This is a genomic window from Primorskyibacter aestuariivivens (assembly GCF_028023675.1).
Lineage (GTDB): Bacteria > Pseudomonadota > Alphaproteobacteria > Rhodobacterales > Rhodobacteraceae > Marinovum > Marinovum aestuariivivens.
The window spans coordinates 46,181-67,631 of the sequence record NZ_JAQIOZ010000003.1 but is presented as its reverse complement, the minus strand read 5'-3'; the positions used below and the strand labels follow the sequence as shown (position 1 = coordinate 67,631).

Sequence of the window (21,451 nt, the reverse complement as noted above, 5' to 3'; positions counted from 1 at the left end):
TGCCCACCCTACGGGGGGCGTGTAGGGTGGGCATTTCTGCCCACCGCACCGGCTTAATTGCGGATCGGGATATCCATATCGCCGATGCCCAGCTCGCGCACCAGAACCGGCACGCCGTAATCCTTGCCGTCCTGAATTTCCGTGCGGAAATGATACATCGACTGCAGCGCCTGATGATCCTCAGGACGGAAGGTCATGGTGCCTTTGGGGGTTTCCCAGGACATGCCCTCCATCGCCTCAATCAGTGCCTCAGTGTCGTCAGCACCGCCTGCGGCCTTGATGGCCTCGACCACGGCGATGCCTGCGGACATGCCGCCTGCGGTGAAGAAATCCGGCGGGCTGTCATAACGCTTGAAATGCTCTTCGACCAGCCAGTCATTCACCGGGTTGTCCGGGATCTCGTAATAGTAGTACGTGGCCCCTTCGAGACCCGGCAGTTCCTTGTAGGCTTTCAGCGCAGCCAGGATATTGCCGCCCGTCGCGATCTCGACCCCGAAACGCGAGGGGTCCATGGCATTGATCTTGCTCATCGGATTGCCGCCACCGGCCCAGATGATGAAGAGCTTTTTCTCGCCCTCGACCTCGCCCATGGCGTTGAAGATGCGCTCAGCCGCCGCCGTGAAATCGGTGGTGTCCGTTGGCACGTATTCTTCATGTGCGATGGTCGCCCCGGTGGCTTCCAGCGCCTCCTTGAACGCCGCCACACCGTCACGGCCAAAGGCATAATCCTGTGCCAGCGTCGCCACGGTCACGCCCTCACCGCCCAGCGCCACGGCGTTGGAAATCGCATCCTGGGACGAATTGCGCCCGGTGCGGAAGATGTAGCGGTTCCACGCCTCGCCGGTGATCGAATCCGCGACGGCGGGCTCCACCACGAGGATACGCTCATATTCCTCGGCCACCGGCAGCATCGCCAGCGCCACGCCCGAGGAGACCGGTCCCACCGCAATATGCGCGTCATCATCGCCGTAAGCTTCGGCCAGCAGCGTGCGGCCCTTGGCGGGGTCCAGCTGGGTGTCTTTCTCGATCACCACGATCGGCTCACCATCGATTTCCATGGTGCCGCCGGTGGCATATTCCAGCCCCATCATCAGCCCGTCATGGGATTGCTTTGCATAGGCTTCGAACGGGCCGGTCTTGCCGTAGATATGGGCAATGCGGATCTCGGCACTGGCCGCCGTTGCCAGGGACAGCGCCAGCATGGCCACCCCGGTCTTGAGAATGCGTTTCATGTAAACCTCCACTGTAGGCGTTTTCGCCGTGCATTACATGAAACATGAATCATCATTCATGTCAAACCTTGACGACAGGTTGGGCCCAGATTGCTTACAGCTTGCAACGCCCCACAGCCCGACTCGCAGGCGCTCAACGAGAGGGCAAAAAACAAGAATGATTCGCCCCAACGCCACCCTGGGGAGAATGAACACCCCCACCCAACCGGAATTGGGGTATAATGACACAAGGCGAGAGGTATTAATAAACCGGCAAACCATTTACACGGTGCGAAAACAAATTGTTTCCAATATTCTGGCGGCTCACAGCAATCACCAGTGATCAATAAATGCGCAAAATGCGAGTCGGTTTGTTTCCAATTCCGAACGATACAACGACGAAATAATTGATTGTTCAGCGATGCGGTTAATTTTCACAAAAATGGGCCAATCTTGTCGCTTCCGCCCTCTTTCTGACCCACTTCGGCTCCATGATTGTGGCAAAAAAGTGTTGATACTGCATCCTTACAACACAATTGCCCCTCATCCTTAGCGCAGAAGTCGCCGAAATAATTCGATTGGCGCATTAGTTATTAACGAGTTCCATTTTTCATTCTCCAATCAGAAGAGAACACTTGAAGTGACAAAAATGCGCTCGGATAAAAAAATACGCTTTTCACAGATCAGTCTCCCATTTGGCCTGTCCATTCCATGGGTCGAAATCATTGCCTTCGTCGGTATGATGATACTCATTTTTTGTTCGTGAATTTAATTTGGATCTTATTGCCATGGACCTTTCTTTCCGCCTTTCCCGGAAACGCCCCGCTTTCTAAACACGTACAGGCCCCCGACGCCTGAGCGCGATCAGGTTGGACAGGGCCAGCGCGCTGATGACCACCGCCCCTCCCAAAAGCGCCCATGGGCCGGGGTTTTCTCCGATCACGCCCCAGACCAGCAGCGGTGCCAGCACCGATTCCAGAAGAATCAAAAGCGCAACCTCGGGTGAGGTGATGTATTTCGGGCCAAGCGCAAGCCCCACCGAGCTGATCACGATGAACAGCCCGTGCAGTGCCGCCAGATGCCATTGCCCGTCCGGGACGGAAAACGGCTCGATGAACGGCAGCACGCAGGCGGCAGCGAGCAGGTAGCCAAAGGGCACCGCCGCCACCATCGAAACCGGGCGCGCCCGCCGCGCCGCTGTCAGCCCGGCGGCAAACAGGGCCGCCACGCCCAGCGCCACAACATCGCCGCGCCGCGTTGCGCCTTCGGTCTCGCCCGAGCCATAAGCGATCACCGCCAGCCCCACACCCACCGCCGCCATGGTCAGCACCATGCGCCGCGAGATCGGCTCGCCCAGAAACAGCCTGCTGTAGAGACTTGCGAAGACCGGCATCGCCGCGATGATAAAGACCACATTGGCCACGCTGGTCAGGCTCACCGCCAGCACAAAGAGAATGCCCGAGCCGCCCGCAGCGGCCACATAGACCGCCCCGGCCCACCCGGTGCGCAGCACGGCCCGGATCGGGGCCGTTCCCTGAAACAGCACGATCCCGAGCAAGAGCAGCGACCCGGCCACCAACCCGCGCCAGAACGAGATCACCAGAGGATCGGCATCGATCAGGCGCACGAACAGCGCATCGGGCACCACGAAAAGCACGCCGACAAGCGTGATCAGCAGACCGCGTAATTGATCCGACATGGCTTGATCCTTTTCCGGGTTGCATCAGCCAATGCCGGAATTTATCCGAATTCAAGCCCTGACATCACCCGCTCGGGTCTGGAATTTCTTATGCGAACTCATAAGTTATAAGTAATGCGACAATTCTGAAAGGCGCTCACATGTCCGGGGCCGGTTTGAAACTCCTGGTGATCCTGCCTGTGCTTCTGGTCTTTGGCGGGCTGATCTTTGCCGTGGCGCGCCGGTCACGGAACGAAAGAAGCCGCGACGAATGAATGGGGGCTCGCCTCGGTTATCACTGTTTGGCTGTTTCGTGCATTTTGTCGGACAATGAGACGGCCACCGCTCGCCCCAGCGTGATTGGCGGGTCTGGGCAACCCAACCGCCGCAATCCGCGTCAAGGGGCTGGCCCCGATGGCGGGGCTCCAGTACATCTTGGCTAAACACTCATTGCCCGAGGCCCCCATGACCCAGATCATCGAACAGCTTGCCGAGATTTCCGACCGCTACGACGCGCTTTTTGTCGATCTTTGGGGCTGCGTGCATAACGGCCTCGCACCTTTTGGAGACGCGGTTTCGGCATTGCAGGCCTATCGCCAGCGGGGCGGTACGGTTATTCTGCTGACAAATGCGCCCCGGTCGCGCCACGAGGTCGAGAAGCAATTGGACAAGATCGGCGTGGCGCGCGACGCCTGGGATACGATCACGACCTCGGGCGACAGTGCCCGCGCGGCCATGTTCAACGGCGTCGTGGGCTCCAAGGTCTATTTCATCGGCACTGCGTTCGACACCACATTTTTCGAGCCACTGCATCTTATCGAAAACCCGGTAGAGATCAGCCGGGTAGACCTTGAAGATGCCGAGGGGATCGTGTGCACGGGGCCGTTCGACCCGCTTGCAGACCCTACAGAGCTGCGCCCGCAACTGCTCTATGCCAAGCAAAAGGGCATGAAACTGCTCTGTGCCAACCCCGATATCGTGGTCGATCGCGGCGAGAACCGGGAATGGTGCGCCGGGGCTGTGGCACAGCTTTACACGGAGATGGGCGGCGAAAGCCTCTATTTCGGCAAACCGCATCCGCCGATCTATGACCTTGCCCGCCGCCGTCTGGCCGAGCTTGGCCGCGATGTTCCCCCGGCGGGCATTCTGGCCATCGGAGACGGGGCACATACCGACATTGATGGGGCGATGGGCGAAGATATCGATTCCCTTTTCATCTCGGGAGGGCTGGCCGCCGCCGAGACCAAAACGTCGCACCAACCCGACCCGGACGCGCTAAACGCCTATATTCAAAAGGAAATGATCAATCCGAGCTTTACGATCGGCTTTCTGCGCTGAAACAAAGGGGTTGATTTTCTGCGCCCGCAAAGTAATAAAGTTGCTCATGAGGCCCCTTGGCCAGCGTTTTATTACTTAGAGGCGACCAGATGGAGGCCCCCATGTTCGATAATCTGCCCCGAGGCTCCATCTGTATCGAAGATATCGAGATGGGCATGACGCGCCACCTGCGCAAACAGGTGACAGATCAGGATATCGAGATGTTCGCGCAAGTTTCCACGGACCGGAACCCGGTGCATCTGGATGACGACTATGCCCAGGACACGATCTTTGAGGGCCGCATCGCCCACGGCATGCTGACCGCCGGTCTGATTTCGGCGGTGATCGGCGAACAGCTTCCCGGGCATGGCACGGTCTATATGGGCCAGACGCTGAAATTCCTCGCCCCCGTGCGCCCCGGCGACATGGTCTATGCCGAGGTCAAGGTAGTCGATATCGACCACGGCAAGCGCCGCGTGACGCTGGACTGCCATTGCTCGGTGGATGGCAAGAAAGTGCTGATCGGCGAGGCCAAGGTTTTGGCGCCTTCGCGCAAGTTCGACTGACGCTTTGGTGGGCAGAACTGCCCACCCTACGGCAACAGGGTGAAATCCCGCGGCGGTTGTGATATGGTGGCCCTCCACTGGATCAACCGACCAAGGGAGGACACCGATGGACGCCATCCAGACCACTCAATATGCACGCGCGCTTTTAAGCGCACATGGCGGCAAGGCCGAGCTTGAAGCGGCGCAGAAAATGCGCGCCTGCGAAGAAGCTGGCAAGCATGACGAAGCCAGGGATTGGAGCAAGATCCGCTCTGCCATCTCGGAAATGCGCGGCCCACGCCAGAGCTGACCGGGACTTGGCCCGTCCGCCATTGGCGCGGCGGGCCATCCCGCGTAAAACCGGGCGCATCCCCCCTTGCCAGCGGCACGCGGCGGGGATACCCAAACGCCCATGCGCATCATCCGCGATTACCAATATGTCGAGCCGCAGGATCGCGGTGCCAGCGTCGCCATCGGCAATTTCGATGGCGTACATCGCGGCCATGTGGCGGTGATCGACCTTGCGCGGCGTGACGATGCGCCCCTGGGCATCCTGACCTTTGAGCCACATCCGCGCGAGGTTTTTGCGCCGGATGCCCCGCCCTTTCGGCTGATGTCGTCCGAGGCACGCGCCTCGCGGTTGGAAAAGCTGGGCGTGGAAAAGCTGTACGAACTGAATTTCAACCACGCGCTTGCCGGGCTGACCCCCGAGGAATTCGCCGCCCGGGTGATCCGCGACGGGCTGGGGCTTGCCCATGTGGTGGTGGGCGCGGATTTCTGTTTCGGCAAGGGGCGCGCGGGCAATGCCGCGGACCTCAAACGCTTTGGCACCGAAATGGGATTTGACGTGACCGTGGCCGAGCTGATCCAGACCGGCGGCGAACAGGTGTCATCGACCGCGATCCGCGCCGCCCTGTCTGACGGCCGCCCGGAGGATGCGCGCGACATGCTGGGTCACTGGCACCGCATCGCAGGGCCGGTGGTGGGCGGCGAACAGCGCGGGCGCACTCTGGGCTATCCCACGGCGAACATGGCGCTGTCTGGTCTGCACCTGCCTGCCTTTGGCGTCTACGCGGTGCTGGTCGATGTGCAGGACGGTCCGTTCAAGGGCAGCTACCATGGCGCGGCCTCACTGGGAGTGCGGCCGCAATTCGGCGGCGCGGTGCCGAATTTAGAGACCTTCCTGTTCGACTTCTCCGGTGATCTCTATGGCGCGACCCTGTCGGTCGGGCTTGTGGCGTATCTGCGCCCGGAACAGACCTTTGACGGGCTCGACGCTTTCATCGCCCAGATGGATGCGGATTGCGCCCGCGCCCGCGAGATCCTGAGCACGCTATGAGTGACCCCATCAACCGCTCCGGGCTGGCCGCGCGTTTCTGGGAACACAAGCCGCTGACCAAGCTGTCGCCAAGGGAATGGGAGGCGCTTTGTGATGGCTGTGGCAAATGCTGTCTGAACAAGCTGGAAGATGAAGAGACCGGCGAGGTCGCGTTGACCCGCGTGGCCTGTCGGCTGTTTGACGACATGACATGCCGCTGCGCGCAGTATGAGATCCGCCACCAATTCGTGCCGGAATGTATCCAGCTGACCCCGGACACCATCGAGCAGCACGCCTATTGGCTGCCCGAGACCTGCGCCTACAAGCTTTTGTGGGACGGCAGGCCGCTTTATGACTGGCATCCGCTGATTTCCGGCACGCCGGAGACGGTGCACGAGGCCGGGATCTCCATGCAAAGCCGGACCGTGCCCGAGTTCGAGGTGCATGAGGACGATTGGGAAGATCACATCATCGAGGAGCCGATGTAATGGAGTTCATGTCGGACAATGCGGGTCCTGTGCATCCCAAGGTGATGCAGGCGCTGATGGATGCGAATACCGGTTACGCCGCGCCTTATGGCAACGACCCGCTGACCGATCAGGCCACGGCACGGCTGCGCGATCTGTTCGAGGCACCGGAGGCCGAGGTATTCCTTGTCACGCTGGGCACAGCGGCCAATGTGCTGGCTTTGGCCGGGTTCACCCATCCCTGGGACACGGTGTTCTGTACCCCAATGGCGCATATCGTGGTGGATGAATGCAACGCGCCCGAGTTTTACATGGGCGGGGCCAAGCTGACCCATGTGGGCGAAGGCCCCAAGATGACGCCCGAAGCGTTGGAAGCCGCGATTGCCATGTATGACACCGGCGATCACCACATGGCACAGGCCGGGCCGGTGTCGATCACGCAGGTCACCGAACGCGGCACGCTCTACTCCCTCGACGAGATCGCCACGCTGAGCAAGGTCGCCCGCGCGCATGGCTGCCCCGTGCATCTGGACGGTGCGCGCTTTGCCAATGCGGCCGTCGCTCTGGGTTGTTCGCCCGCCGAGATGAGCTGGAAAGCGGGCGTGGACGTGGTGAGTTTTGGCGGCACCAAGAACGGGCTGATGGGCGTCGAGGCGATTGTGGTCTTTGACCCGGCCAAGGCGCGGGAGTTCGTGCTGCGGCGCAAGCGTGGCGCGCATCTGATGTCCAAGTACCGCTACCTGTCTGCCCAGATGGTCGCTTACCTGACCGATGATCTCTGGCAGGACCTTGCGCGGGCCTCGAACGCAAATGCCGCGCATCTGGCCAAGGGGTTGCGCAGCTCGGGCGTGGCGGAGTTCCTGTTCGAGCCGCAAGCCAATATGCTGTTTGTGACCCTGCCCCGCGAAGCTCATCGCCGGGCCCGCGCGGCGGGCGCGCGCTACGAGTTGCATGGCTCGGTGGACGGGCCGGACGGGGACTGCCTGTCCTGCCGTCTGGTCTGTGACTGGTCCCTGCCCCGCGAGATGATCGACCGGTTCGTGGAGCTGATCACACCGTAGGGTGGGCAATCCTGCCCACCTTCAGCAGTCTCAGTAGGAATGCGCCGCGTAGATCCGGCTCAGATCGCCATTCCATTCGCCGTGATAGGCGTCCAGCAATTCATCCGCGGGCACTTTGCCGGTCTCGATGCTTTCTTCCAGCGCATGCAGGAAATGCCGTTCATCCGGCACCATGCCGCCCAGACCCGGGCGGGCACGCGAGCGCAGACCTTCCTTGGCGATGGCCACAACCTCGCGCGCGAGATCATGCATGTTGATGCCGTTCACCTGCGCCTGCAGCCCGGACTCGGACGCGGCCACGCGCAGAGCTTCGCGCGTTTCGGCGTCCCAGCCCTTGACCAGATCCCAGGCTGCGTCCAGCGCCCCCTGATCGTAACACAGACCCACCCAGATCGCGGGCAGCGCACAGAGCCTGCGCCACGGGCCGCCATCTGCGCCGCGCATTTCGATGAATTTCTTGATCCGTGCCTCGGGAAAGGCAGTGGTCAGGTGATCGGCCCAATCGCTGATCAGCGGCTTTTCTCCCGGCAGCGCGGGCAATTCACCCTTGAGGAAATCGCGGAACGACATGCCCAGCGCGTCGATATATTTGCCGTCGCGATAAACGAAATACATCGGCACATCGAGCGCGTATTCGACCCACCGCTCAAAGCCGAACCCGTCTTCGAACACAAACGGCAACATGCCGGTGCGGTCATCATCCAGATGCCGCCAGATATAAGACCGCCAGCTTTTGTGATTGTTGGGCTTGCCCTCGAAAAACGGCGAATTGGCGAAAAGCGCCGTGGCCACCGGCTGCAACGCCAAGGCGACGCGCAGTTTCTGGACCATGTCGGCCTCGGACCCGAAATCGAGATTGACCTGCACCGTGCAGGTGCGCCGCATCATCGCCGTGCCCATGGTGCCGACCTTGGTCATATAGGCGTCCATCAGCTTATAGCGCCCCTTGGGCATGAGCGGCATCTCTTCATGGTGCCAGATCGGCGCCGCGCCCAACCCGATGAACCCCACGCCGATCTCGTCCGAGATGTCCTTGACCTCGCGCAGATGCGCGTTCACCTCGTCACAGGTCTGGTGAATGGTCTCCAACGGAGCACCCGAAAGCTCCAGCGCGCCGCCCGGCTCAAGCGATACATTGGCACCGTCCTTTTCCAGCCCGATGATCTTGCCGCCTTCCAGCACTTCGGCCCAGCCATAGCGGTCGCGCAGCCCCTCAAGCACCGCGCGGATCGAGCGGTCGCCGTCATAGGGCAGCGGTTTCAGCGTGTCCTTGCAATAGCCGAATTTCTCGTGCTCGGTGCCGATGCGCCAATCGTCCTTGGGCTTGCAGCCATCGGCGAGGTATTCGGCCAGTTGCTCATACCGTTCAATCGGCGCGCCGCCGGACTGGGGGATGGACATGGGGCTGCTCCGATCTTGGTCTTGGTGTCGCGTGTCAGGCTCAGGGATGGGCGGAAACGTCGCGGGTGTCAATGCAGGGCGGGCGCGGTTTGGCCCTTCTGCCAGATCACGGTTTCGCGCGCGGTCGCGTCATTCAGTTCCCGCAGCATGTATTCCATACGCAGCCCCGGCAGCGCGGCAAAGGCGTCGAAAAGTGCCTCTGCGCCCTTGGCTGTAACGGGGATGTGCAGGGGCTCGACCCCGGGCTGGACCAGCACCCATGTGGCCGGCCGGTTGCGGACATCCAGGCTCAGCCGCGTGATCTCGGCCATATCCACCGCGCCGCCCGTCAGTGGGCCGAAATAGGCCACGCGCCCCTCAACCACCTGCACGACGCCGGGGCCATCGCTGTCCTCGCGAAAGCGGGCGCGCTGAATGCCCAGCATCAGCAAGAGCATCGCAATGCCCAATACGGCAAAGCCCACCGCATTGCCCAGCCAACCGGTCACGCCAAAGCTCCACCACGCGCCCACCGGGGTCAGCGCCACCCCGGCCAGCACTTCGCGCCAGCGCCAGAGCGTGGCGCGCGCCTCGGGTCGGATGAAACTCATGTCGGATCACTCAGCGTTGTGGGGGCTTTGAGCATGGCAATGCGGTAGTCGCCGATGCGCCTGAACCCGATCTTTTCATAGGCTTTCGCCGCATCCGATGAAGCCGCAAACAGGATGGCCCGGGCGATCCCCTGCCCCGTCAATTCCGCCAGTTGCGCCGCCACCACGCGTCCGCCCAGCCCCTGCCCGCGTCGGTCACGCGGCACAAACACGCCGCCGATCTGCACCGCCTGCCCCGCGCGGGCATTCAGATCACTCATGGCAATCGGTGTACCTGCCTCGTCCAGCAACAGGCGCATTGTGCGGCTTTGCACCGCCGCCGCAGCACGCACGGCAATCTCATCCACGATCCCCGCCTCGGGCATCACGCCGGTGTCGCGCAGATAGTGATCCAGCCAGGTCTCCAGCACGGCGCGATCCGCGGCGTCGGGTTTGCGGATCGTGTCGTCTGTCTGGCCCATCTCCGCAAGGTCCAGCGCATAAAGCGGCTGTGTAAGATTGATATGCCAGGGGTCAGTTGGCAGCGGCAGGGCGTCCAGAATGGTAGAAACCTGCGCATCCTCGCCGGTCATGCCGCGCAGCGTGTAGCCCTTGAGAAGATGGGCATAGGTCTGTGCCTCGGTCTTGCCGATGCCGGGAAGCTGGCAGGTCAGATAGCCGCCATTGGTGGCACCGAAAACACCCGTGATCCCGTCCCCGGTTTCGCGCAGGAAATAGGCGGTGCCGTGGGGGTGGTCGGTATTGTCCAACCCATGCGCCTCCAGATTGCCCAAGAGGAACATCGAGGTTTCGATATGGCGTTCGAGAAATCCGACCAGCGCGGGGATATCGTCATGTGTGGCCTTGCGGATCATGACCAGTCTCCGTGGCTGGCCTGCCAAAGCGTCAGCGCCGCCACGACAGCGGTTTCGGCGCGCAGGATACGAGGGCCAAGCGACAGGGTCCGGGAAAAGGGCAGCGCGTGCAGCCGCGCGCGCTCTTCGTCGGAAAATCCGCCCTCGGGACCGATGAGGATGGCCGCCGGAGCGCCCCGCTCAGGATCGGTGACGGCATTTGTCATGAAGTTTTTCAGATCGGCTTTTTCGTCGCAGAACCACAGCACCCGATCAGCGTCCCAGCCATCCAGAAGCCGGTCGAGTTTCTGCAACTCCGCCACCTCGGGCACATAGGTCGCGCCGCATTGTTCGGCGGCCTCGATGGCATGCGCGCGCTGTTTGTCGGGGCGGATCCGTTCGGAATTGGTGAACCGGGTCTGCACCGGCAGGATGCGCCGCGCCCCCAGTTCCACGGCCTTTTCCACGATGAAATCGGTGCGGGCCTTTTTCACCGGCGCAAAGAGCAGCCAGAGATCGGGCGGCATGTCCTGTGGCCTGCTCCGCGCCACGCAAGCCAGCACACCGCCGCGCTTGCCGGCCTCGATGACCTCGGCACGCCATTCGCCGTCCTGGCCGTTAAACAGCAAAAGCTCCGCCCCCACGCCAAGCCGCATCACCCCGAAGAGGTAATGTGCCTGCGCGCGTTCGAGAGGAAGCGTTTGCCCCTCCCCCAAACCTTGCTCTACATACAGCCTGATCGTGCCACTCATGGGGATAGTGTTATGTCAGAGCCGCGCCAGACGCCAGAGGCCGAAGGACAAGTTTCCGACGCCGTAAAGGGCAATTGGGTTGACCGATATGCGCCCCCCGCGGCGCGTCCATATCTGCGGCTGTCCCGCGCCGACCGACCCATCGGGACATGGCTGCTTCTCCTGCCCTGCTGGTGGGGATTACTGCTAGCCATTGTTGCAGATGGACAAGCATCCTGGCACGATCTGTGGATATTTGCAGGATGTGGGTTCGGTGCCTTCCTGATGCGTGGGGCGGGTTGTACCTGGAACGACATCACCGACCGGCATATTGACGGCTCGGTCGCGCGCACCGCGTCGCGCCCCATCCCCTCGGGTCAGGTCACCGACAAAGGTGCAGTGGCGTGGATGTGCGCGCAGGCGCTCATTGCCTTTGGCATTTTGCTCACATTCAATTGGGCCGCGATCGCGCTGGGAATCCTGTCTCTTTTGCCGGTGGCGGTCTATCCCTTTGCCAAGCGCTTCACTTGGTGGCCGCAGATCTTCCTCGGGCTGGCCTTCAACTGGGGCGCTTTGCTGGCCTGGACGGCGCATAGCGGCGCGCTGCAATGGCCCGCGGTGCTGCTTTATGTGGCCGGGATCAGCTGGACGCTGTTCTATGACACGATCTATGCCCATCAGGACAAGGAAGACGACGCGCTGATCGGGGTGAAATCCACCGCGCGGCTGTTTGACCGGGACACGCCGAAATGGCTGCGCCGGTTTCTGGTGGGAACGGTTGTGCTGATCGGTCTGGCCGTGATCGCCGCCGTGCCGCGTGGCGATATCCTTGCGCTGGTCATCGCGCTTGGCGGGCCCTGGGCGATGGGATGGCACATGGCGTGGCAGATGCGCATGTTCGACATGGAGAACATGGACCGGCTGCTCATGCTGTTCCGCTCCAACCGCAATGCCGGGCTGCTCCCTGTGCTGTTTTTCGCCGTTGCCATGCTCGTGTGATTGAACCCCGCGCCCGGGCGACGTATCTCTTCACGGCACAATAACAATCCGGGGCCTTTGAATGCGCCTTTCGAACTATGCTCTGCCCATCGCGAGTTTTGCCTTTGCGGGCGTGGCGTCGGTTGTGGCAGCGACGCTGTCCGTTTCACTGGTCGAAGATGCCTCGGTAGACGCTGTGACCGAACAATTCCAGACCGCCGGGCTGGACTGGGCCTCGGTCGATGCGACGGGCCTTCAGGTCTTTGTCATCGGCACCGCCCCGAACGAGGCTGACCGCTTCCGCGCGCTGTCCAATGCCGGTCAGGTGGTGGATGCCGCGCGACTGATCGACCAGATGGACGTGGCCGAAACCCAGCAACTGGCCCCGCCGAAATTCTCTATCGAGATTTTGCGCAACGATTCCGGTGTGTCGCTGATCGGCCTGACCCCCGACGGCGACGCTCATGAGCAGCTTGTCGAAGCGATGCAAACCGTGGTTGGCGAAGATCAAGTCTCGGACCTGATGGAAACCGCATCCTACCCCGCTCCTGACGGCTGGGAGGAGGCAATTGATTTTGCCACCGATGCGTTGCGCCGCCTGCCGCGTTCGAAAATCTCGGTCTCTGCGGATCTGGTGGAAGTGACCGCCATGACAGACAGCGCCAAGGAAAAGACCGCAACCGAAAGCGCGCTGGCGCGTGCCAAGCCCGACGACCTGCGCGTGGCGCTGTCCATCTCGGCACCGCGTCCGGTGATCACGCCCTTTACCCTGCGCTTTGTCGTTGAGAACGGCACCGCGCGTTTCGACGCCTGTTCGGCTGACAGCGAAGAGACGCGCGACCGCATCCTGCGCGCCGCCCGCGCCGCCGGTCTGGAAGGTCAGACGGTCTGTACAATCGGGCTGGGCGTGCCCAGCACGCGCTGGGTCGAAGCGGCAGAGAAATCCATCAGGGCGCTGACCACATTGGGGGGCGGCACGGTGACAATGTCGGATGCCGATATCTCCCTGATCGCGCTGGAAGGCACGGAACAGGGCGTGTTCGACACGGTTGTGGGCGAGCTGGAAAACAGCCTGCCCGAGGTGTTCGACCTCACCGCTGTGCTGCCCGAAACGCCCGATGAAAGCGATGAAGGCCCGGCAGAATTCGTCGCAACCCTCAGCCCCGAAGGCCAGGTACAGCTGCGCGGCCGCGTCGCAAGCGAGATCGCCCGCCAGACCGCGGAAAGCTATGCCAAGGCGGCTTTTGCCAGCGCGGCGGTGCGGATGACGGCGCGGGTGGACGATACGCTGCCGGCGTCGTGGTCGGTGCGGGTGCTTGCCGGGATCGAGGCGCTTGGGAACCTGTCCAACGGCGCAGTGACCGTAACCAAGGATGACATGCGCATTTCCGGCGATACGGGTTTCAAGGCCGCCCGGTCGGAAATTGCCCGTCTTTTGTCCGAAAAGCTGGGCGATGGGGCGCAGTTCTCGATCGATGTGACCTATAAGGAACAGCTCGACCCGACAGCCGCGCTGCCCACACCCGAAGAATGCCTTGTGCGGATCCAGACGGTTCTTGGCACGCGGAAGCTGAATTTTGAACCCGGATCGGATACGCTGGACAGCGAAGGCCGTGGCATCATGGATGACATTGCCGAAGTGCTGAAATCCTGTCCGGAGATTCCGCTTGAAATCGGTGGGCATACCGACAGCCAGGGCCGTGAGAGCATGAACCAGCAATTGAGCCAGGCCCGCGCCGAGGCGATCCTGACCGAATTGCGCAATCGCCGGGTGCTGACCGCCTCTTACCGAGCGGTGGGATATGGTGAAACACAGCCCATCGCGGACAACGGAACCGAAGAAGGCCGCGAGCAAAACCGCCGGATCGAATTCCGCCTGATCCCTCCGGAACCTGTGGAAGAGACGCAAACAACGCTTGAAAGCTCCGAGCAATCCGTGAAAGAAGACGGCGCGGCACAGTCGGAGGGCAGCGAGGATGAACAGAACTGAATTTGTCATTGCGACAGCAATCATTCTGTTTGTTGCCTTTTGCCTTGGCTGGTTCGCAAACTGGCTTCTGCACCGCTTCACCCGGGTGTCGAAATCCGATGTGGGCGAACTGGAGCGCATGAGCCAGGAGCTGCACGAGGCCGAAGAGACCCGCGATCAGGCGATCACCTACCTCCAGCAGCGCGAGGCTGAACTGACCAACCAGCTGGCCCAGACCGAAGCCGAACTGTCTGCGGCCATGGACGGGCTGCGAGATGCCCGTCACGAGGCCGAAGAGCTGCGCGCCTATGTCGAGCGCGTGCAAAACGCCGGGTGATGTCCACCGGGCCCGACTGATCGAGATCAAGGTTCCATCCCGTCAGATATGATTTCTCGCATGTGACAACATATGCGAAGGAGCCCCCTATGGACTGGACGGAAAAACTGGCGGATACGCGCGGACAATTGCGTGCCCTGAACAAAGCCATCCCTGACGCTACGAAAGCCTTTGGCGAGTTGGGCAAAGCGGTCAAGACCGACGGCGCGCTGGACCTCAAAGCCAAGGAATTCGTGGCGCTTGGGATAGCCGTGGCGATCCGCTGCGAACCCTGCATCATGTTTCACACCCAAGCGCTCATCAATGCTGGTGCCACTCGTGAGGAAGTTGCCGAAGTGCTGGCGATGTGTGTCCAGATGGGCGGCGGTCCGGCGGTCATGTATTCCGCCAAGGCGTTGGAATGCTTTGACCAATTGACCAAAGGAAAATGATGTCCGCCTGCGACATTCTGGCACGACGGAGGGTTCTTCATATTCCGTTTAAGAGATGTATCAACACTGGAATATGGATAGATCAATGACCCGCACACTCGCATTTCTGCTCGCCCTTGCCGCAACCCCGGTTCTGGCGTCAAGCCATGGTCAGGGACAGGGCAACGGTCAGGGAAATCCCGGCGCGCATTTCATCGAGAACTGGGATGTGAACGAAGACGGGCAGGTCACGCTGGAAGAAGCGACCGCGAGACGCGGGGATGTCTTTTTTACATTCGATGCCGATGAAAACGGCGTGCTGGACAGTGAGGAGCACGATCTTTTTGATGAGGCCCGCGCCAATGACATGAAAGAAAACGGCATGGGTCATGGGCGCGGGCGGAACAACCCGGCCAATGGCATGATGCGCAACGTGACCGATGCGGACGGAGACGGTCAGGTGACGCGCGCGGAATTCATGGAGGCCGTGCCCGCTTGGTTTGCGAACATGGACCGGAATGGCGATGGCGTCGTGACTACGGACGATTTCGGGCGCGGGCGGAACTGATCGAAGGGCGCATGCCTTTGAGCAAAAAGCGAAACGCCCCGCATAAGCGGGGCGTTCAACATATCCGGGCCTGTCCTGAGGATGGGTTTGCGCGGCATGACACACGCCGCGCAAGCGCTCCGATCAACCGTCCTTGCGGATGGTTTCGTTCTTGGGATCATAGGGGCTGTCACAGGTGACTTCCGCATCCCAAAGCTGATCAAGCATCTTGACCTTGAGCTTGGTGCCTTCCACGGCCAGCTCGGGTTTGACATAGCCCATGCCGATGCTCTTGCCGAAAGCTACGGAATAGCCGCCCGAGGTCAGACGCCCGACCTTCTCACCATCGAGATAGAGCGCCTCGTGTCCCCAGGGATCCGCGTCCGCCGGACCGTCGATCAGAACGGTGCAACATTTCGAGCGTACGCCGATTTTCTCCATCGCGTCCTTGCCATGGAACTCTTTGGACAGATCCACAAAACGCTGCAGGTCGGCTTCAAGCGGGGTCGCGTCACGGCCCAGCTCGTTGCCAAAGGCGCGGTAGCTCTTTTCCTGACGCAGCCAGTTCTGCGCACGCGCGCCGACCAGCTTCATGCCGTGTTTCTCGCCCGCTTTCTCCAGCAGGTCGAAGAGGTAGTTCTGCATCTCGATCGGATGGTGCAGCTCCCAGCCCAGCTCGCCGGTATAGGCCACGCGGATCGCGTTGACCGGGCACATGCCCAGCTCGATCTGGCGTGCCGACAACCAGGGGAACCGCTTGTTCGACAGGGCGGTGTCCGGTTCGGCATCCTTGATCACCTCGGCCAGCACATCGCGGGATTTCGGCCCGGCGATGGCAAAGACGCCCCATTGGGTGGTGACGTTCTGGATCTCGATATAGCCGAATTCGGGGGCTTTATCCTCGGCCGCCTTGCGCAGAAAATCACCGTCGTAATCGGTCCAGGCCCCGGCGGAGACGAGGTAATATTCGTCTTCGGCCAGACGCACGATGGTGTATTCGGTGCGGGTCGTGCCCGCCGCCGTCAGCGCATAGGTCAGGTTGATGCGCCCGACTTTGGGCAGCTTGTTACAGGTGAACCAGTCGAGGAACTGCGTCGCACCGGGGCCTTTGACCATGTGCTTGGTAAAGGCGGTGGCGTCGATCAGGCCCACGCCGTTGCGGACGGCTTCGGCCTCGGCCTTGGTATAGTCCCACCATGCGCCACGGCGGAACGAGCGGCTGTCATGGTCAAAACTCTCAGGGGCATCAAGCGGGCCAAAGTAGTTGGGGCGCTCGAACCCGTTCACGCAGCCAAATTGCGCGCCGCGGGCCTTTTGCCGGTCATAGGCGGGTGCGGTGCGCAGCGGGCGGCAGGCTTCACGCTCTTCATCCGGGTGGTGCAGGATGTAGACGTGCTCATAAGCCTCTTCGTTCTTGCGCGCGGCATATTCCGTGGTCATCCACGAGCCGTAGCGCTTGGGATCAAGGCTCGCCATGTCGATTTCGGCCTCGCCCTCGACCATCATCTGGGCAAGGTAATAGCCGGTGCCGCCCGCAGCGGTGATCCCGAAGGAGAAACCCTCGGCCAGCCACATGTTGCGCAGCCCCGGCGCGGGGCCCACCAGCGGGTTACCATCGGGCGTGTAACAGATCGGGCCGTTGAAATCGTCCTTGAGACCCACGGTTTCCGAGGACGGAATGCGGTGGATCATTGACATGTATTCCTCTTCGATCCGCTCCAGATCGAGCGGGAAGAGGTCTGCCCGGAAGCTGTCGGGCACGCCATATTCAAAGCGTGCGGGCGCGTTGCGCTCGTACGGGCCAAGGATCCAGCCGCCACGCTCTTCGCGCACATACCATTTGGCATCCGCATCGCGCAGAACGGGATGTTCGCCATGGGTTTTGCGGTATTCGACCAGCGCCGGGTCAGGTTCGGTCACGATGAACTGGTGCTCGACCGGAATGGCGGGCATCTTGATGCCCAGCAGTTTCGCGGTGCGCTGCGCGTGGTTGCCAGTGGCGGTGACCACATGTTCGGCGGTCACGACGGTCTGCTCCTCGGACGGCACAAGGTTGCCGCCCTTTTCGACCATCTTGGTGAGCGTCACACGCCATTCCGACCCGGTCCATTCATAGCCATCAACCTGCCATTTGCGTTCGATCACGACGCCACGCTGACGCGCGCCCTTGGCCATCGCCATGGTCACGTCAGCGGGGTTAATGTAGCCATCGGTCGGGTGATAGATCGCGCCGACAAGGTCCTCGCAATTGACCAGCGGCCAGCGCTGCTTGATCTCATCCGCGCTCAGCCATTCATAGGGCACGCCCACGGTCTCGGCGGTGGTGGCGTAGAGCATGTATTCATCCATGCGCGCCTGGGTCTGCGCCATGCGCAGATTGCCCACCACGGAAAAGCCCGCGTTCAGCCCGGTCTCTTCTTCCAGTGTCTTGTAGAACTTGACCGAATAGTCATGGATATGGCTGGTGGCATAGCTCATATTGAAGAGCGGCAGCAGCCCCGCCGCGTGCCAGGTGGAGCCGGAGGTCAGCTCATCCCGTTCGAGCAGCATGACATCCTCCCAGCCCGCGCGGGCCAGGTGATAGGCGATTGAGGCACCGACGGCACCACCGCCGACGACAAGAGCTTTGACATGGGTCTTCATGAGACGCGACTCCGCTGAGTGTTTTCCAAGCAATAGCCGCGCGCGGGACAGGCGCGCAAAACCTGCCCGACCTGACAGGATGTGAAAGCGACATTCACCCGCGTGTCCGGGTCGGAAAACGCCGTCACCCCGTTGGTTTCACTCGTCCTGCATCTCAAGCGTCAGCGGCTGTTGCGGCACGGCAAGGTCATCCACCCGCAGCGCGTGGCTGGGCCGGGACAGACGGTTGCGCACCACCCAGATCAACCTCTCCTGCGCGCGGGTGATCGCCACATAGGCCAGCCGTTTCCAGAGCGGTTGCCCGGCTTCGACCCGCCCCATGCGCGCGGCAACAAAGAGATCGGGAGCGAAGACCTGTACATCGTCCCATTGGCTGCCCTGTGCCTTGTGGATCGTGACCGCCGCGCCATGCAGAAACGTCGCCCCCATGCGCGCGGCAAAGGGGATGAACGGCTCTTCCTCATCCGGTTTTTCAATCTTCACGATGGAAGCGGCGGAAACGCGCGGGTCCTCGGCCCCCATCACATGCAGGCGGGAAAAGCCCGGTTTGCGTCCCTCGCCGAGATAGATGACTTGCGCGCCCTTGATCAGGCCCCGCGCCTCAAGGTCCAGCCGTTTCTTGCGGTGCTTGAGCGGCAGTTCAATCCCGTCGCAGATCAGCGGCTCGCCCTCCAGGAGCCGGTCATCAGGCGCGTCATGCACGGCGCGAAAGGCGTTGATCAGCCGGATGCGCGTGGCATTGCGCCAGACAAGGACGGGAGAGCGCGCCATCAGGTCCACCTCGACCCGCTGGCCCCAGACGACGCGGTCGTCCTGACGTGACTTTTCCTCAACCATCTGTTCGAAATCGTGAAATTCCAGCGTCGGATCGGCCAGCGCATGGGCGAGATCAAGGATCGGGTTGTCCGCCTCTTGCCGGTGGATGCGGTGCAGATACATGACCTGTTTCTCGGCCAGCTTGTCGAACACCATGGTGCCGGACTGGTTCACCGGGGCAAGCTGTGCCGGATCGCCGAACATCAGAAGCGTTGGGAAGATTTCGCGCAGGTCTTCGTATTGCCGGTCATCGAGCATCGAGGCCTCGTCCACAAAACCGATATCGAGCGGCTCCTCGCGGCGTTTCCAGCCGGTGATGAAATCCGAGCCGCGCAGACCGGCGGCGGCCAGCGCACCGGGAATGGAGTTGTTGGACTGGTAGAACGCATAGGCCCGGTCCAGCGCCGCATCTGTCAGCGCCTCGATTTCGGGGCGTTCACCATTGCCCGCCAGCCATTCCGCGATGCGTTCGTATTCCGGATCATAGACCGGCGTATAAAGAATGCGGTGAATGGTGGTGGCAGGCACGCCGCGCATCCGCAACACGCTGGCGGCCTTGTTGGTGGGGGCAAGAATGGCCAGCGTGCGGCGGTCCTTGCGCCTGCGCCCTTCCCAATCGCCCGACACCACATCAACGCCCGCCTCCTTGAGCGCCTTGTAGAGCTCTGCGAGGAGAAGCGTCTTGCCCGACCCGGCCTTGCCGGTAATGGCCATCACGCCCGAACGCCCCTCGCGCGGGGGCAGGAGCGCGCCATCTTCGATATCAACGCCCACTTCGCGCAACGCCTCGGCAACGCGGTCAAAGGCTTCGGCCTGGTCTTCGGAAAATGTCAGCGCGGGCAATGTCATGCGCGGACCCTACCCCCCGGCCCGCGCAAGTGCCAGCAAGATCAGGCGCTTGCGGCAAGCTGATTTGCGCTATCGAAAGACTGGTTGAACCATTGGCGTGACTGCGCGGCGGAAATGCCCGCGGCTTCGGCCACGCGTGCCTGAGCCTCGGGCGTAAACGCCCACAGGCCCACGCTGATTTTGGCCCGCCCCGCGCCATCGCTGCCCAGCACCTCGGGCGAGGCACCAATGCGACGATAGATGCGCACCATGCGGGCATCGAACACGCCAACGAAATGCCGGACGCCGAAATTCTGCATGATCTCGCCCCCCGCCAGCATAAGCGCCGCCGAGACCTTTGCCGAGGCCCCGCGCGACAGGCAGAAGCGCGTGCATTCCCAGATCACGGGGCTTTGGATCAGGACACCATCGGTCAGGTGCGAGAAATGATCATTGACCATGGTGCGGCCCACGGTGGGCAGAAACCGCATGGAACCGCCATGGCCGCCATCGGCATTCTGCCAGATCACGTAGAGCGGGCTCAGGCCATCATATGCGTCGCGTTCCTCGCCGTTTTCGTCCACCTGCACCTCCCACCCAAGGCGCGTGTGGAACTGATCGGCCCGGTCGCGGAACATGGCGTGGGCAAGACCGGGTTCCTGGGCAAGCTGGTCGGCGTAGAGGTATCGGATCATGTGGCTGTCTCCCCGTGATTTACGGGAAACAGCGTGATCAATTCCGGTTAATGCCGGGCGAGAGACGCGCGCGGGCCGATAAGGACTACACCACGATCAGGCCCCGGCTCAGCGCCTTTGCAACCGCGTGCGTGGTGTTCATCGCGCCAAGTTTGAACCGCGCGCTTTCGATATAGACGCGCAATGTATGCTCCGAGATCGACAGGCTTTCTGCCGCCTGCGCCCGGTTGTAACCCACTGCAATCAAAGTCATTGCCTCGACTTCGCGCGGCGACAGCGCCTGGCCTTGTTCGGGCACGCGGCCCGGTTCGAACTCCAGCGCCTTTTGATTGAAGTAATGCGCCACGAGGATCAGTTCGCGACGGTGGCGTTCGGTAAATTCGGCCCATTCGCGATCACTGCAATTGTGGCTGAGTGTATAAAGTGCGAATTGACCGTTCGGTCCCCGGATCGGGATCGACAAGCCCTGATTTCCGACGCCGTAGTCCAGCGCCTCTTTCTGAAAGGCACGTGCCGCGCGCGACGACCAGTCCAACCGCTTCCAGTCCACCGGGTGGAACCGTTGAAAACATCCCAGAACAACCGGATCAATCCGCAGATATCCCTGATCAAGGTAGCGCTGCACCCATTCCGGAGAATAGGTGCCGCAGCCGTACTGCTCCCCCGTGCTGCTGACCCAGTGATAGACCATGTGATCGACACCGAAGCAGTCACGCAGCTTCTCGATCACATCCTGCAATTCTTCAAGCGCGTCGGATTGCTCCAGCTGCGAAAGTATTTCCTCCAGTTGAGGCGTCCGTGCCGCGAAGCCCAACCCCTGTCCCTTCTTCCTTGGAGGCGACCTCGGCCATGGCGACCATGCGACTGTCCTCCAGCTGCTCGGCGAGGGCTGGCAATCCATTGGTCATTGCAAAGCTTTTGAGGTCTGCCAGTACGTCCAGTATCCAGTCGTGTTGCATGTTAACTCTCAATTTCAGTGGTTAACGAAAGATTAACACAAGCATAGCATGCGCCGGGTTTCTAAAATATTCACGCATTCCAACTCCCCAAAAACGGTGAGGCTGTGATCTCCAAGC

Annotated in this window: 21 protein-coding genes; 11 read left to right on the top strand and 10 right to left on the bottom strand. The window is 61.7% G+C overall.

Annotated elements, in window-relative coordinates; all coding sequences use genetic code 11:
- Positions 1-53: 53 nt before the first annotated feature.
- Together PGB28_RS02430 and PGB28_RS02425 are read right to left on the bottom strand one after the other, a co-directional pair.
- Positions 54-1,232 carry a substrate-binding domain-containing protein gene (locus PGB28_RS02430; protein ID WP_271419890.1) on the bottom strand — a complete coding sequence of 393 codons (1,179 nt, stop codon included), beginning with the start codon at positions 1,230-1,232 and terminating at the stop codon, positions 54-56.
- Between the two features lie 808 nt (positions 1,233-2,040).
- Positions 2,041-2,910: a DMT family transporter gene (locus tag PGB28_RS02425; protein WP_271419889.1), complete on the bottom strand. Its 870-nt coding sequence runs from the start codon at positions 2,908-2,910 to the stop codon at positions 2,041-2,043.
- A 444-nt stretch (positions 2,911-3,354) separates the two neighbouring features.
- On the opposite strand from PGB28_RS02425, the gene PGB28_RS02420 reads away from it, so the two are divergent.
- The 6 genes from PGB28_RS02420 to PGB28_RS02395 all read left to right on the top strand — a co-directional run bounded on the left by PGB28_RS02420 (position 3,355) and on the right by PGB28_RS02395 (position 7,597).
- Positions 3,355-4,227, top strand: coding sequence for a TIGR01459 family HAD-type hydrolase (locus PGB28_RS02420; protein WP_271419888.1), 873 nt, complete (start codon positions 3,355-3,357; stop codon positions 4,225-4,227).
- 101 nt (positions 4,228-4,328) lie between these two features.
- The gene (locus PGB28_RS02415; RefSeq protein ID WP_271419887.1) at positions 4,329-4,772 is read left to right on the top strand and encodes a MaoC family dehydratase; all 444 of its coding nucleotides are present in this window, start codon (positions 4,329-4,331) and stop codon (positions 4,770-4,772) included.
- A 106-nt stretch (positions 4,773-4,878) separates the two neighbouring features.
- Complete coding sequence (locus PGB28_RS02410; protein ID WP_271419886.1) at positions 4,879-5,061, top strand: hypothetical protein; 183 nt, start codon at positions 4,879-4,881, stop codon at positions 5,059-5,061.
- Positions 5,062-5,163: 102 nt separating this feature from the next.
- The gene (locus PGB28_RS02405; RefSeq protein ID WP_271419885.1) at positions 5,164-6,090 is read left to right on the top strand and encodes a bifunctional riboflavin kinase/FAD synthetase; all 927 of its coding nucleotides are present in this window, start codon (positions 5,164-5,166) and stop codon (positions 6,088-6,090) included.
- Entirely contained in the window at positions 6,087-6,557 is a 471-nt protein-coding gene (locus tag PGB28_RS02400) for a YcgN family cysteine cluster protein (RefSeq protein ID WP_271419884.1), read from the top strand. Before PGB28_RS02405 ends, PGB28_RS02400 begins: the two co-directional genes overlap by 4 nt.
- Entirely contained in the window at positions 6,557-7,597 is a 1,041-nt protein-coding gene (locus tag PGB28_RS02395; RefSeq protein WP_271419883.1) for a threonine aldolase family protein, read from the top strand. Before PGB28_RS02400 ends, PGB28_RS02395 begins: the two co-directional genes overlap by 1 nt.
- Before the next feature lie 30 nt (positions 7,598-7,627).
- Here the strand turns inward: PGB28_RS02395 and PGB28_RS02390 are convergent, their stop codons facing one another.
- From PGB28_RS02390 to PGB28_RS02375, 4 genes are all read right to left on the bottom strand, one after another.
- On the bottom strand, positions 7,628-8,998 hold the full coding sequence (locus PGB28_RS02390; protein WP_271419882.1) for a glutamate--cysteine ligase: 1,371 nt from the start codon (positions 8,996-8,998) through the stop codon (positions 7,628-7,630).
- Between the two features lie 68 nt (positions 8,999-9,066).
- A complete protein-coding gene (locus tag PGB28_RS02385) occupies positions 9,067-9,588 on the bottom strand; it encodes a hypothetical protein (RefSeq protein ID WP_271419881.1) in 522 nt (173 codons plus the stop codon).
- Positions 9,585-10,442, bottom strand: a complete 858-nt coding sequence (locus PGB28_RS02380) for a GNAT family N-acetyltransferase (RefSeq protein WP_271419880.1) — start codon at positions 10,440-10,442, stop codon at positions 9,585-9,587. The genes PGB28_RS02385 and PGB28_RS02380 overlap by 4 nt, the downstream gene beginning before the upstream one ends.
- Positions 10,439-11,173, bottom strand: coding sequence for a 16S rRNA (uracil(1498)-N(3))-methyltransferase (locus tag PGB28_RS02375; protein WP_271419879.1), 735 nt, complete (start codon positions 11,171-11,173; stop codon positions 10,439-10,441). The genes PGB28_RS02380 and PGB28_RS02375 overlap by 4 nt, the downstream gene beginning before the upstream one ends.
- A 12-nt stretch (positions 11,174-11,185) precedes the next feature.
- Between PGB28_RS02375 and ubiA the strand changes: the two genes are divergently transcribed.
- From ubiA to PGB28_RS02350, 5 genes are all read left to right on the top strand, one after another.
- The gene (ubiA, locus tag PGB28_RS02370) at positions 11,186-12,151 is read left to right on the top strand and encodes a 4-hydroxybenzoate octaprenyltransferase (protein WP_271419878.1); all 966 of its coding nucleotides are present in this window, start codon (positions 11,186-11,188) and stop codon (positions 12,149-12,151) included.
- 61 nt (positions 12,152-12,212) lie between these two features.
- Complete coding sequence (locus PGB28_RS02365) at positions 12,213-14,120, top strand: OmpA family protein (protein WP_271419877.1); 1,908 nt, start codon at positions 12,213-12,215, stop codon at positions 14,118-14,120.
- Positions 14,107-14,436, top strand: coding sequence for a hypothetical protein (locus PGB28_RS02360; protein ID WP_271419876.1), 330 nt, complete (start codon positions 14,107-14,109; stop codon positions 14,434-14,436). The genes PGB28_RS02365 and PGB28_RS02360 overlap by 14 nt, the downstream gene beginning before the upstream one ends.
- An 89-nt stretch (positions 14,437-14,525) precedes the next feature.
- Positions 14,526-14,867 (top strand): carboxymuconolactone decarboxylase family protein, encoded by a 342-nt coding sequence (locus tag PGB28_RS02355; protein WP_271419875.1) that lies wholly within the window; start codon positions 14,526-14,528, stop codon positions 14,865-14,867.
- A gap of 85 nt (positions 14,868-14,952) precedes the next feature.
- On the top strand, positions 14,953-15,414 hold the full coding sequence (locus PGB28_RS02350; protein ID WP_271419874.1) for an EF-hand domain-containing protein: 462 nt from the start codon (positions 14,953-14,955) through the stop codon (positions 15,412-15,414).
- 123 nt (positions 15,415-15,537) lie between these two features.
- On the opposite strand, the gene PGB28_RS02345 is transcribed toward PGB28_RS02350, so the two are convergent.
- The 4 genes from PGB28_RS02345 to PGB28_RS02330 form a co-directional block, all read right to left on the bottom strand.
- Positions 15,538-18,036, bottom strand: coding sequence for a GcvT family protein (locus tag PGB28_RS02345; protein ID WP_271419873.1), 2,499 nt, complete (start codon positions 18,034-18,036; stop codon positions 15,538-15,540).
- A gap of 138 nt (positions 18,037-18,174) precedes the next feature.
- Positions 18,175-19,701: an ATP-dependent DNA helicase gene (locus tag PGB28_RS02340; RefSeq protein WP_271419872.1), complete on the bottom strand. Its 1,527-nt coding sequence runs from the start codon at positions 19,699-19,701 to the stop codon at positions 18,175-18,177.
- A gap of 41 nt (positions 19,702-19,742) precedes the next feature.
- Positions 19,743-20,375: an acyl-homoserine-lactone synthase gene (locus tag PGB28_RS02335; RefSeq protein WP_271419871.1), complete on the bottom strand. Its 633-nt coding sequence runs from the start codon at positions 20,373-20,375 to the stop codon at positions 19,743-19,745.
- An 85-nt stretch (positions 20,376-20,460) separates the two neighbouring features.
- Positions 20,461-21,189 carry a helix-turn-helix transcriptional regulator gene (locus tag PGB28_RS02330; RefSeq protein ID WP_271419870.1) on the bottom strand — a complete coding sequence of 243 codons (729 nt, stop codon included), beginning with the start codon at positions 21,187-21,189 and terminating at the stop codon, positions 20,461-20,463.
- Between the last annotated feature and the right edge of the window lie 262 nt (positions 21,190-21,451).

Excerpts from the sequence above, each read along its gene's own strand:
- PGB28_RS02375 (WP_271419879.1), bottom strand. The coding sequence starts at position 11,173 with ATGAGTGGCACGATCAGGCTGTATGTAGAGCAAGGTTTGGGGGAGGGG.
- PGB28_RS02360 (WP_271419876.1), top strand. The coding sequence starts at position 14,107 with ATGAACAGAACTGAATTTGTCATTGCGACAGCAATCATTCTGTTTGTT.
- PGB28_RS02405 (WP_271419885.1), top strand. The coding sequence starts at position 5,164 with ATGCGCATCATCCGCGATTACCAATATGTCGAGCCGCAGGATCGCGGT.
- PGB28_RS02420 (WP_271419888.1), top strand. The coding sequence starts at position 3,355 with ATGACCCAGATCATCGAACAGCTTGCCGAGATTTCCGACCGCTACGAC.
- PGB28_RS02395 (WP_271419883.1), top strand. The coding sequence starts at position 6,557 with ATGGAGTTCATGTCGGACAATGCGGGTCCTGTGCATCCCAAGGTGATG.
- PGB28_RS02400 (WP_271419884.1), top strand. The coding sequence starts at position 6,087 with ATGAGTGACCCCATCAACCGCTCCGGGCTGGCCGCGCGTTTCTGGGAA.
- PGB28_RS02430 (WP_271419890.1), bottom strand. The coding sequence starts at position 1,232 with ATGAAACGCATTCTCAAGACCGGGGTGGCCATGCTGGCGCTGTCCCTG.
- PGB28_RS02410 (WP_271419886.1), top strand. The coding sequence starts at position 4,879 with ATGGACGCCATCCAGACCACTCAATATGCACGCGCGCTTTTAAGCGCA.
- PGB28_RS02355 (WP_271419875.1), top strand. The coding sequence starts at position 14,526 with ATGGACTGGACGGAAAAACTGGCGGATACGCGCGGACAATTGCGTGCC.
- PGB28_RS02335 (WP_271419871.1), bottom strand. The coding sequence starts at position 20,375 with ATGATCCGATACCTCTACGCCGACCAGCTTGCCCAGGAACCCGGTCTT.
- PGB28_RS02415 (WP_271419887.1), top strand. The coding sequence starts at position 4,329 with ATGTTCGATAATCTGCCCCGAGGCTCCATCTGTATCGAAGATATCGAG.
- PGB28_RS02380 (WP_271419880.1), bottom strand. The coding sequence starts at position 10,442 with ATGATCCGCAAGGCCACACATGACGATATCCCCGCGCTGGTCGGATTT.
- PGB28_RS02340 (WP_271419872.1), bottom strand. The coding sequence starts at position 19,701 with ATGACATTGCCCGCGCTGACATTTTCCGAAGACCAGGCCGAAGCCTTT.
- PGB28_RS02345 (WP_271419873.1), bottom strand. The coding sequence starts at position 18,036 with ATGAAGACCCATGTCAAAGCTCTTGTCGTCGGCGGTGGTGCCGTCGGT.
- PGB28_RS02425 (WP_271419889.1), bottom strand. The coding sequence starts at position 2,910 with ATGTCGGATCAATTACGCGGTCTGCTGATCACGCTTGTCGGCGTGCTT.
- PGB28_RS02390 (WP_271419882.1), bottom strand. The coding sequence starts at position 8,998 with ATGTCCATCCCCCAGTCCGGCGGCGCGCCGATTGAACGGTATGAGCAA.
- ubiA (WP_271419878.1), top strand. The coding sequence starts at position 11,186 with ATGTCAGAGCCGCGCCAGACGCCAGAGGCCGAAGGACAAGTTTCCGAC.
- PGB28_RS02365 (WP_271419877.1), top strand. The coding sequence starts at position 12,213 with ATGCGCCTTTCGAACTATGCTCTGCCCATCGCGAGTTTTGCCTTTGCG.
- PGB28_RS02350 (WP_271419874.1), top strand. The coding sequence starts at position 14,953 with ATGACCCGCACACTCGCATTTCTGCTCGCCCTTGCCGCAACCCCGGTT.
- PGB28_RS02385 (WP_271419881.1), bottom strand. The coding sequence starts at position 9,588 with ATGAGTTTCATCCGACCCGAGGCGCGCGCCACGCTCTGGCGCTGGCGC.